7 protein-coding genes are annotated in these 11,824 nt (G+C 61.8%); 5 read left to right on the top strand and 2 right to left on the bottom strand.

Annotation, left to right across the window (positions count from 1 at the left end):
- Positions 1-60 precede the first annotated feature (60 nt).
- From M8N44_RS12070 to M8N44_RS12050, 5 genes are all read left to right on the top strand, one after another.
- Entirely contained in the window at positions 61-846 is a 786-nt protein-coding gene (locus M8N44_RS12070) for a YdjY domain-containing protein (RefSeq protein WP_102726680.1), read from the top strand.
- Positions 847-852: 6 nt separating this feature from the next.
- The gene (locus tag M8N44_RS12065) at positions 853-2,031 is read left to right on the top strand and encodes a prenyltransferase/squalene oxidase repeat-containing protein (protein WP_022397560.1); all 1,179 of its coding nucleotides are present in this window, start codon (positions 853-855) and stop codon (positions 2,029-2,031) included.
- Between the two features lie 126 nt (positions 2,032-2,157).
- Entirely contained in the window at positions 2,158-2,622 is a 465-nt protein-coding gene (locus M8N44_RS12060; protein WP_022397561.1) for a DoxX family protein, read from the top strand.
- A 135-nt stretch (positions 2,623-2,757) separates the two neighbouring features.
- Positions 2,758-3,585, top strand: coding sequence for a serine O-acetyltransferase (gene cysE / locus M8N44_RS12055; RefSeq protein ID WP_022397562.1), 828 nt, complete (start codon positions 2,758-2,760; stop codon positions 3,583-3,585).
- A 202-nt stretch (positions 3,586-3,787) separates the two neighbouring features.
- Positions 3,788-9,613 (top strand): autotransporter domain-containing protein, encoded by a 5,826-nt coding sequence (locus M8N44_RS12050; RefSeq protein ID WP_102731640.1) that lies wholly within the window; start codon positions 3,788-3,790, stop codon positions 9,611-9,613.
- An 83-nt stretch (positions 9,614-9,696) separates the two neighbouring features.
- Here M8N44_RS12050 and M8N44_RS12045 read toward each other — a convergent pair whose 3' ends face one another.
- Together M8N44_RS12045 and proB are read right to left on the bottom strand one after the other, a co-directional pair.
- Positions 9,697-10,980 carry a glutamate-5-semialdehyde dehydrogenase gene (locus M8N44_RS12045; RefSeq protein ID WP_249853115.1) on the bottom strand — a complete coding sequence of 428 codons (1,284 nt, stop codon included), beginning with the start codon at positions 10,978-10,980 and terminating at the stop codon, positions 9,697-9,699.
- Positions 10,981-10,990: 10 nt separating this feature from the next.
- Entirely contained in the window at positions 10,991-11,749 is a 759-nt protein-coding gene (gene proB / locus M8N44_RS12040) for a glutamate 5-kinase (protein ID WP_102728757.1), read from the bottom strand.
- Between the last annotated feature and the right edge of the window lie 75 nt (positions 11,750-11,824).

The raw sequence follows: 11,824 nt of genomic DNA, 5'->3' as shown, positions 1-11,824 counted from the left end.
TCACGGACGCCTTTTTCATTGAACGGAAGCTTTCATTTTCACAATCTAATTTCCATAAACATGTTCCTGAAATTTACGATCACCCTGCTTGCCTGCTCCTGGGGCTTTGCCCATGCGCAGGACGTTTCCGCCCCGGCGGGAGATCCGGATGCGCCCGCACCAGAGGAAGCCCCCCGGGAAGTCCCCCTGCCGGACGGCAAGACGGTACCCAAATTCGAACCCCTGGACGAGCACCGCATCAAGATAGGCAACGTGATCGTGAACCACAAGGAACGCACCGTCAGCTTCCAGGCTCAGGTCAACATGCAGGCGGGCATTCTGGAATATATCTGCTGCATGCCCAACGGCAAGCTGCATGAATCCCTGCTGGTGACGGAGGCGGACCCCCTGCACATCAGCCTGGGCATGACGCTGCTCAAATTCCACCGCTTTGAAAAATTCTTCCCGGTGCGGGATGAAAACTTTGAATGGCTCCCCTTCACGGAGCCCAAGCCCGCGGACTATGCGGACTCCTACGTGCAGGTCGCCATGACCTACACGGAAAACGGCAAGGAGCAGAAGAGCGACTTTTCCGACATGGTCGTGAACTCCCAGACCCGCAAGGGGCTGGACCCCAATGACTGGCTTTACACCAACTCCTTCTTTTACGAAGGGGCCTACCAGGCCAGCCTGAGCGGAGAAGTAATCTCCATCTTCGCGAGCCGCACCTCCCCCATCAACTACATCGGCGACTTTCATGACGGCGTCAACGACACGGGCTGGATCGTCAACCCGAAGAAAAACCTGCCCCCCGGCACGAACGTCACCGTCACCATCTCCCAGAAACCGGTTCAACCCAAGCAATAGCACATTATGTTCAAATCCGCACTTTCATTAACGCTGGCCGCCGCGCTGGGCACAGCCGCCTTCGGCCAGACCACCGTGACGGCCGTTCCCGGAGAAGCGGCCGCCTCCAAATACGCCTCCATCAGCCAGGAAATCCTGCGCGCCATTGAAAAAGGGAACGAATACCTGAAAAGCAAGCAGAACCCGGAAGGCTACTGGGCGCAGCCGTCCTATCCGGCCCTGACGGCCCTGGCGGTCACCGCCTACATGCGCGACCCCGCCAACCAGGGCAAGCCCATCCCGGAATACATCCGGAAGGGGTATGACTTCGTCCTGAAATCCCAGAAGGAGGACGGCTCCATCTTCAACCGCGGCATGTCCTCCTACAACACCGCGGTGTGCATGATGGCCCTGCTGGCCGCCAACAAGGAGGAATACGCCCCCGCCATCCTCAAGGGCCGCGCCTACCTCATCAAGCAGCAGAACCACTTCGCTCCGGACAACCCCTACAACGGCGGCATCGGCTACGGGGATAAAAAGGCCCCTCCCATTGCAGACCTTTCCAACACCTCCCTGGCCCTGGAAGCCATTTACTACTCCCAGAAGCTCGCCAAGGACGGCAAATACGGGGAACAGCCGGACCTGGACTGGAACGCCGCCACGGAATTCATCAACCGCTGCCAGCAGAACCCAGCCGTCAACAAGGAACCCTGGGTCTCCAGTGACAAATCCCAGCTCGGCGGCTTCGTGTACCGCCCGGGCGTCGCCAGCGCCAGGGACAGCAAAAGCGCCGCGTTTGACAAGGCGGAACCGCCCAGGGCCTACGGCAGCATGACGTACGCGGGCATGCAATCCCTCATTTACGCCAATGTGGACAAGAACGACCCCCGCGTCAAGCTGGCCCTCAAATGGCTGGAAAACAGCTACAACCTGGATGAAAACCCCGGCATGGGCGTCCAGGGCCTGTACTACTACTACCAGGCCATGTCCAAGGCTCTCAGCGCCATGGGAATAGACACCCTGACGCTGGAAGACGGCCGCAAGGTGGACTGGCGTGACGAACTGGCCAACAAGCTCATCTCCATCCAGAAGAGCGACGGCTCCTGGGTAAACACCAACAACCGCTGGTGGGAGGCGGACCCCGTCCTGGTGACCTCCTACTGCGTGCTGGCGCTGGAACAGCTTTACCATTCCATTCCCCGGTAACGGACGCGCCATCCTGACTTCAAGGGCCGGAGAGGGAGGAAATGACCTCCTTCTCCGGCCTTTTCCATGCCCGGAAATGAACGTCCCATGGAATAAAAGGGTCTTTTCTTCAACCATTTCAAATTCATGGACACCATTGATTCCATTACCATTATTGCGGCGGCGTGGGGGTTGCTGGTCCTTCGGCTGACGCTGGCCCTGATCCTGTGGCCGCACGGAGCCCAGAAAGTGCTGGGCTGGTTCGGGGGAGCGGGCTGGGACGGCACGTACCAGGCCTTCACGGAAAAAATGGGCATTCCCCCCTTCCTGGCCAAGGTGGCTATGCTGACGGAATTCTTCGCCCCCATCTGCCTGGTGCTGGGCGTCTTCACCAGGATAGCTGCGCTCGCGGTCATCATCATGATGGCCGTCGCCATGACCAAGCACGTTAAAAACGGCTACTTTGCCAACTGGTCCGGGAAAAAAGCCGGGGAAGGCGTGGAATTCCACCTGCTCTATGCCGGCTCCGCCCTGGCGCTGCTGCTGACCGGTCCCGGCCCGTGGTCCGTGGACGCCTGGTGCATGGACATCGTGCACGTCATCTTCGGCTGACGGAGGCAGGTCATGCCCGGCTGGGCATAGGACGTACTTTCCGGTTCTCAAATCCGCCGTACTCTGGTACTTGTGGGGGTGCAGCCTTCCCCTTCGGGAAAGGCGGCTCCTTTTGCCTTTCCACCTTCTTCCGCCATGACCAGCCTGAAACGCTCAAAACTCCGGCAGTGCACCAACTGCGAATGCATCATCAACGGAGTATGGGACTGGGTGGTGGAATGCGCCCGCGAGGCGGCTGAGGAAGAACCCGCCATGCGCGGCATTCTGGACGACGTCTGCCTGTCCCGCAATTCCCTGGCCACCTCCATCTCTGCCCGGCTGGCACGCAAGCTCTCCCGCCGGGACATGCCGCGGGAACTGATCGAACCCCTCATCCGGGAGGCGCTGGCGGAAAACCAGAACATCCTCAGCCAGATCGCCAACGACCTGATCGCCATCGTGGACCGGGACCCCGCCTGCCGCACGCCGCTGGAACCCCTGCTCTTCTACAAGGGGTTCCACGCCATCACCACGTACCGCATCTCCCACTGGCTGTGGCAGCACGGCCGCACCATCATGGCCCTTCAGTTCCAGAGCCTGGCCAGCGAAGTCTTTGCGGTGGACATCCACCCGGCGGCCACCATCGGCTGCGGCATCCTGCTGGACCACGCCACCAGCTTTGTAGTGGGGGAAACCGCCATCATCCGCGACAACGTCTCCATCCTGCATGAAGTAACGCTGGGCGGCACGGGCAAGGAGGAAGGAGACCGGCACCCCATTGTGGAATCCGGCGTCCTGATCGGCGCGGGGGCCAAAATCCTGGGCAGGGTCACCATCGGCGCCTGCGCCAAAATCGCCGCCTGCTCCGTCGTCCTGGAAAACGTCCCTCCCCATACCACGGTGGCGGGCGTTCCCGCCGTCATCGTCAATGACTCCATTCCGGACAACCCTGCGCTGGACATGAACCAGTGCCTTTGTGACTAATCCTGCAACGGATTAGGAATCCGTCAGTTACTGCTAAAAACACGGCAAATCCCAAGCCCTGCAAAAATCAGGGGAAAAAGCAAGCTCCAAAAAGACCAGACGTGTCACAATGATTTCAATCTCAATGTATTGAAATTTATAATACACTAAACTTCAACATTTTGAGTTGAGGCCGGATTCCTAATTCGCATACTGCTAGGATATGCGTTTAAGATTACCCTTCTCTCTAAGGTCCGTCCTGCTTGCGTGCAGCGCCCTGTTCTCTACCGTGGCCTCCGCCTCTGTTTCAGACGGAAACCTTGGCAACGTCATGTACGTAGGGGACTCCATCACCCATGGCGTCAACAGCGGCTCCTGGCGCTGGGCCATGCACAAAATTTTTGCAGACAACGGCATCAGCTATACCGAAAAAGGTATCATGACCGGCAACTACAGCGGCGGAGTGGCCGCGGGAACCTCCTACGGCGGCAGGATTTTCCAGAATCTCCATTCCTCCGCGGCCAGCGCGCGGGCCTATGAAATCGCCGGCAGGGCGAACAGCAGCAGCTACGGACGGTTTGACGGCTCCAACATCAAGAACTGGCTGGGCCTGAGCACGGAAAAAACCCAGGGGGGAACCTACACGGGCCAGACCTTTACCGGGGCCGACACGCCGGACACGTTTTTCCTGCTCGCCGGCACCAACGACCTCCTTTCCGACAACAACAACAGTACGCTGCACCTGCGGCTGGACGGGGTCACCTACCTTCTGCTGAGCGACATGGATTCCATCGTCTCCTCCATCCGCACCGCCAACAGCCACGCAAGCATTCTGGTGATGACCATCCCCTGCTGGACGCAGCATTCCAACGGGAACCTGGCTGAAACGCACCAGGCCGTAGCCACCTACAACGAATCCCTGAAAGAATGGGGCGCAGAAAACGCCGCCAACGGCGTCAAAGTCATTGACATCAATGCGGGCATCATTGACGTGGCCTCCTCCACCCCTTTCTACGGGGTGCGCTCCATGTTCCACAATCCCACGGCGGACGGGCTGCACCCGAACGCCCAGGGGGACCTGCTGATGGCGGGCAACCTGGCCAAGGGCATGGGGTACGCGGGGCGGTCCGCCGGGCAGGAAAGGAAAGCCGCCCACGAACTGGGCGTCAACTTCGGCCAGACGCCCTCCATCACCCAGCAGACGCTGACGGCCAAGGGCTTTACCGCCAATAACGTCACCATCTCCAACAACACGATCAACTTCAACAAATCCGGCAGCAGCACCCTCACTTACAACTGGGGAGCCTCCCAGGGGCAGGACAAGGGCTACACGGTGGATTTCACCCTGCGCCTGGGCAACGGCGCCACGGGCGGCTGGGACACCACGAACAACTTCTCCCTGAATCTGGGCAACGGAACGCTGAACATCAATGAAGCGTACATCCAGTGGGGAAGCACCATCCTGTACTCCAAAGACATGTCCGCCAATGCGGATTCCATCCGCGTGGCCTACGTGGCGGGGGACAACGCCCACGGCCTGAACGCGGGCTACTATATCTGGCTGGGGGACGTCCTCATCGGGGAGGCGCAGACGGCGGCGGGGGGCAGCTCCTCCGGCCTCACCTTCAGCTATTCCGGCACGCTGGACGCCATCCTGTCCAATCTGGCGCTGGACGGCTCCCTCTCCTACGCGCCCTCCACCAGCGGCATCACCGGACCGGAAGCCCTTTATCTGGCAAACGGCGGAGCTTCCTCCGCCCTCAAGCCGGGCATGATCGAATGGACAACGGGCGCCGCCGCCACCGCCGTGGCTACGGCCGGGGCCAATGCCACGTATAATGCCCGCAACGGCACCAACTCCAACATTGCCAGCATCACGGGAACGGGAAGCACCAAATTCATTTACGCCAACAACGGGGCCTATGGCAGCGCGGACAGCCGCCAGGACCTGTGGGTGACGCTGGGGGAAGGCGTCAGCAGCGATAACGGCTGGATAGGAGGCCACACGTCGGGCGACCTGTACGGGGACATCCACCTGCGCCTGGCGGAAGGGGCCATTGGCAAATCCACGGTATTCGGCACTGTTAACGGGGGCACCGTCCACGGGGATATTTACCTGGAATTCTCCTCCTCCACCGGGACCTATGACACCTCCTTCACCAACGGGGAGGCGGACCGCACCTCCGTGGCGGGAGCCTATGCCACCGCCGTGAACGGGGACATCACCATGGTGTTCAATGACGGCGTGTTCTCCCACCGCATTTTCGGCGGCCTTTACACGGGAAACAAAACCATCTCCGGCTCCACCTCCCTTTACATCAACGGCGGAACGTTCATGAACGAAATCTACGCCGGGAACAAAACGGACGGCACCATCTCCCAGGGAACCAGCCTGACCGTCACGGGCACGGACGCCATTCTGGGCAAGGCTGACGGGGACAACTGGACATGGACGCTCCTGTGCGGCGGCAACAAGGCCAGCGGCACCATCAACGGAGGCACCGCCATCACCCTGAAGGACATTGCCGCCACCACCGGAGACGGTTCCGAACACAAATTTGACAAATACGCCGGCACCATCGACGGCAAGGGGGGAGGAACAGTGAACGGGGAGAAGAAGCTCGTCTTCGACCACTACACTACCAGCTTCCTCGGAACGCTCCAGAACTTTGACAAGGTGCAGGTCACCGGAAATTCGGACCTTGCGCTGGACAAGGCCCTGGGCAATACGGTCGCCTCCCTGACCGTGGATGCAGGCTCCGCCCTCCGGTTCAACCAGGACCAGGGAGCCACGCTGGACATCACCAACAACGGCACGATTCGCACCTCGCACAACCTGACCCTCAAATCCGCAGACACCGGAACCGGAACCTATTGGGTGGAAGGAGGAACGCTGGACCTGGCCGGGCAGGCCGTCTCCGGAAAAATATCCATCTCTGCGGGGGCACTCGCCAATACGGCGGGACTGGGAGCCGGGAGTGTCTCCGTCTCCGGCATCACCGGGAACGTCAACCTGGGCGGACTGGACGGAAGCAAGCTGAACTCCATCAACATGGGCAGCGGCACAGGAACCATTTCCGGCCTGACGGGCCATGCGGACCTGTCCGGCTCCGACACGCAATTGAGGCTTTCCGCCGCCAACATGGGCGCGGACGGCACGGGAATCATCCAGTTCAATGACGCGGCTAATTCCACTCTGACCCTGGGGAACCTGACCCTGACGCTGACGGCGGATGCCGTGGCGCTGCTCGCCGCTCCGGGGGACTACGCCTTCCACGTCACCAACGCCGCCCTGCACGCGGATACCAACCACATCACGCTGAGCGAATACAACGGCATGGCGTGGGACATTACCCGGACGGAAGGCGGCCAGGTAATCATCTCCTTCGGCCAGCTGGACGCCATGGTCATTGACAAGGGAGCTTCCAAAAACGTCACCTCCGCCAGCACCCTGGGGGCAACCCCCAGCGTCACCAACAACGGAACGCTGAACATCGACCTGTCCGCGGCCACTGCGCCGGAAGACAAAACAACCACCATCCGCTATCTGGCCGGCACGGAAGCCGGTGCCGTCGTGAACACGGGAACGGACAGCGACGTGATCATCACGCTGCTGAATGAAACCTCCGCAGATCCGGACAAACCAGGCAACACCGCTTATGCGGGCTCCATTGAAGGAGCGGCGCAGCTCGTCAAGGACGGTGAACAGAGGCTGACCATTGACGGCAGCGTGACCGCCTCCGCTCTGGACGTGCAGCAGGGAGAGCTCGTGCTCCAGAACACGAAGGAAAGTTCCATCATCTCCGGCGCCCTGAACGTGGAACAGGATGCCGCGCTGACGCTGAACTCCGCCTCCCTGGCCGCCGGGGATCTGGCGGGCTCCGGCTCCATCACCCTGAACGGGGGCGCCCTGCTCACCATCGCCAGAGACACGCTTTCAGACCTGACGCTCCACGCAAGCGTCACCGGCTCCGGCACCATGAAACTGGACAATTGCAACCTGATTCTGGGCACGGACAGCAATCTGGGCGAAGACGTGCTGCTCCATCTGGGGGGCGGCAGCCTGCGCCTGCAGGACGGCTCCACGATCGCGCTGGAAGGGCTCCACCAGGAGCAGGAAAACGGCGCGCTCCACCTGGGGGCAAACGGACGTCTGGAACTGGCCTCCAACGACGGGAAAACCTACTCCTTCAAGGGGGATATCACCGGCACGGGAGCCATCACCCACCGGGGCGAAGGCACGCAGATCATCCTTTCCTCCGGGAATGGCGGCGTGGACGTCAGCCATACCCGGGCGGGTGGCCACCTCGTCCTGGGAGACAAGGACCTGGCCGCGGACGGCTCCATGACCTACAGGGACATTTCCATCGGCAGCAACACCCGGGACGCCTCCGGCCTGGACGCCACGGCGGACCTCTCCCTGATGAACAATACCACGGCCAACACGCTCTCCATCGCCTCCAACGGCAAACTATACCTGGGCGGCAATCCCAACCAGCGGGCGGTCCAGCTCGTGCTGACCGGCAGCAACGGCGGAGTGGCGGCCGATCTGGACTCCGGCGCTTCCCTGGACCTCACCGTCAATACGGAAACGCTGGCCCGCAGCGCGGACAACGCCTGGGCCGCCGTGAAGGCGGAAAACGGCTCCATCCGCATCAACGGGGCGGACCCATCCATCAACGTCAACATTTACGGCCTGGGTACCGCGGGAGACTGGGCCATCCTGCCGGAATTCACCATCAACGCCTTCTATGCGGAAAACGGCCTGGCCACGGCAAACGGGGAAACCTGGACGGCGGACATGGTGAACCTGACTTATGCCGGCTTCGCCAACCTCGTCTATGACATCAGCAAGATACTCTCCGACGACGGCAAGCTGTTCCAGGTCCACTTCACCAAACTGGGAGACAGCCCGCTGAAGGACTTCGCCTCCACGGAAAACCAGAGAGCCGCGGTGGACAGCCTGTGGGCCGTCACCTCCTCCCCCGGAAGCATCACCCCGGCCATGATGGAATTCCTCAATGCCGTGGGCACCGCCCAGGCCATGGGGGACACGGGCGCCCTTCAATCCGCCCTCTCCTCCTATGCGGGCAGCGGCGTCACCGCCCTGCACTCCGCCCAGAAGGGAGCCCTCCGGGACCAGGTGCTCCACCTGCGCAACCGCCTCTCCCAGATGGGAGCCTCCCCGCAGTACATCAACGATGACCTGCCCTGCTTCAACGCCTGGATTGAAGGGGAAGGCGGCTACCGCAAACTGGATGACCGGATGGACGAATCAGGCTACAAGCTCAACACCTGGGGCGGCACCTTCGGATTTGACGTAACGTGCAGCGACAGCTTCGTATGGGGAGCGGCCTTCTCCGCCAGCTATGGCGACCTGGACGCCTACATGGCGAACGGAGACCTGGACTCCTACTACGGCAATCTGTTCTTCCGCATCCAGTCGGGCCGCTGGGCGCACAACGTCATCCTCACCTACGGATGGAACGACGCTTCCCTGGACCGCACCGCAGGCATCCCCGGAGCCGGCATGTACGCCATGCACGGCAGCACCAGCGGCAGCAGCTATGGCGCCTTTTATGAAGGCACGTATGACCTGTACCTGGATGAAAATAAAACCTCCGCGTTCCAGCCCCTGGTGAACGCCTCCGTGTACAAGAGCCGGATGGACGGCTTCACGGAATCAGGGGGCCTGGGCATGAGCGTGGACGACATGGATTCCACCTACGGCACCGTGGGACTGGGGGCGAGGCTCCGCGGAGAGCTCTCCAGCAACCTGACGGGCCGCGCGTCCATGGGTGAACTGCGGGTGCAGGTTGTCCAGCTCCTGGGCGACCGGAAAACCACGGCAGCGCTGTCGCCCGCCGGCGTGCCCGGCGCAGGATTCCGCGTGAACGGAGCCAGGGAAGGAGCCACCGGCGTGCAGGCAGGCGCGGGCATCACCATTCCGGTGGGTTACACCAGCTCCATTTTTGCGGATGTCAATGCGGACTTCCGCAGCCGCGCCACCAGTTTCAACGGAAGCATCGGCTACAGGCTGACTTTCTAACGGGACTTCTTCAGGGGTGTGTACAAGCGGGGAGCATCGCGGCCATGCTGCGGTGCTCCCTTTCTGATTGCGGACGTGCCTGTTCAGGCGCGGTCTTCCCCCGGAATCCGGGAAGGGTCCTTCATCTGCCCGCTGCCTTCAATGACGTACTTGTAGGAGGTCAGCTCGCGCAGAGCCATTGGCCCGCGGGCATGAAACTTGTCCGTCCCGATGCCTATCTCCGCGCCGAAGCCGAATTCCTCCCCGTCGCTGAACCGCGTGGAGCAATTATGGTAGACGCACGCGCTGTCCACCCGGCTCATGAAATAATCGCGGGCCTTTCCATCCTCCGTGATGATGGAATCACTGTGATGGGAACCGTAGCGGTTGATATGCTCCACGGCATCCCGGACGCCGTCCACCACCTTCACGGAGAGAATCAGGTCTTCATACTCCGTAGACCAATCCCTTTCCTCCGCAGGAACGGCCTCCGGACCGAAAAACGGCCTGCTCCGCTCACACACGCGGCATTCCACGGCACGCCGGCGCATGCGCTCCGCCGCCATCGGCAGGAACCGTTCCGCCGCGGCGGCGTCCACCAGCAGGGTTTCCGCCGCATTGCAAACGCCCGGGCGCTGTGTCTTGGCGTCGTCCAGCACGTTCACGGCCATCTTCAAATCCGCTGCGGCGTCCACATACACGTGGCAAACGCCGTCCAGATGCTTCAGCACGGGAACCCTGGCGTACTCCGTCACGGCGCGGATCAGCCCCTTTCCACCCCTGGGAATGACCACGTTCAGGAAAGAATCCAGCTCGCACAACTGCCGCACCTCATCCCGGCTGCCGGAATCAAGAAGCTGCACGGCGTCCGCGGGGACGGCGGACTCCTTCAGCGCGGCGCGCAGAACCTCCGCCAGAACCCGGTTGGTCCGCAGGGACTCGCTCCCGCCGCGCAGAATGACGGCATTCCCGGACTTCAGGCACAGGGCGGCGGCATCGCAGGTAACGGTGCCGCGGCTCTCGTAAATAAAACCGATGACCCCCAGGGGAACGCGCACCTGGCGGATATGCAGGCCATTGGGGCGCGTCCACTCCCGGATGCATTCGCCCACGGGATCAGGGAGGGCCGCCACCTGCTCCATGCCGCGGGCCATGTGCTCCACGCGCTCCGGCGTCAGGAGAAGCCTGTCCAGAAACGCGGCATTGCGGCTGCCCTTCCGGGCCTCTTCCATATCAAGGCCGTTCTCCCGGACAATCTTTTCCGCGGCGCTCCGAACGCCTGCGGCCATCAGGCGCAGGGCCTGCGCCTTCTCTTGCGGCTCCAGGGCAAGCATCTCCCGTGAAGCCGCCAGCGCGGCCCGTCCCACCGGTTCAAGAGGATTCTCCATCTTCATAACTTCATCCCTTCGGTACAAAATACGTTCCGGCTCCTTCCGCCTTCCCCTCCAGCAGCAGCGCGATGCGTTCCGGATGGCGGCCGTGCAGCATGTAAACGCCCGTCCCCGCATTCACGGCCTCCCGGATGGCCTGGAGCTTGGCGCTCATGCCGCCCATGGAAAAGCGGCCCCGGTCCTCCTCCGCGAACGCCAGCACGGCATCCACGTCCTCCACCCGGGGAATGATGGCTTCCCGGCTGCCTCCGGGGGGATACAGGCCGTCCACGCTCGTCAGGATGAACAGCGCGTCAGCCTCCACCAGGCGCGCCATGTGCACGGAAAGAATGTCGTTATCCCCGAACTTCAGCTCTTCCACGGATACGGTGTCGTTCTCATTCACGATCGGGATGATGCCTCCGTACTCAAACAGGCGCAGCACCGTAGCCTGCACGTTGTGGCGGCGGCGCTTCAAATCCTCTGCCGTCAGCAGGAGCTGGGCCACATCCACGTCAAAATGGTTGAAAAGATTCTCATACGTCTGCATCAGCCGCGTCTGCCCCACGGCCGCGCAGGCCTGCTTCAGGGACAACTCCTGCGGATAGGACGGCAGCCCCAGGACGGACACGCCGGACCCCACAGCCCCGGAGCTCACCAGCACCACCTGGTGGCCCTGCTGCATCAGATCCGCCAGCGCGCTGACCAGATGCACGATGGAAGAACCATCCAGCTTCCCGTTCTCACGGGTCAGAACGCCCGTTCCTACTTTAACTACGATTTTCATGTACTTCTGCCCTCTATGATATAACAGGCTCTTTCCTCACAGAAAGCAGAAAACGCGTTCTTCCCGCAATGCCGC

It is taken from the genome of Akkermansia massiliensis (assembly GCF_023516715.1).
Taxonomy (GTDB): Bacteria; Verrucomicrobiota; Verrucomicrobiia; order Verrucomicrobiales; family Akkermansiaceae; genus Akkermansia; species Akkermansia massiliensis.
This window is presented reverse-complemented; position numbering and strand designations above follow the sequence as displayed.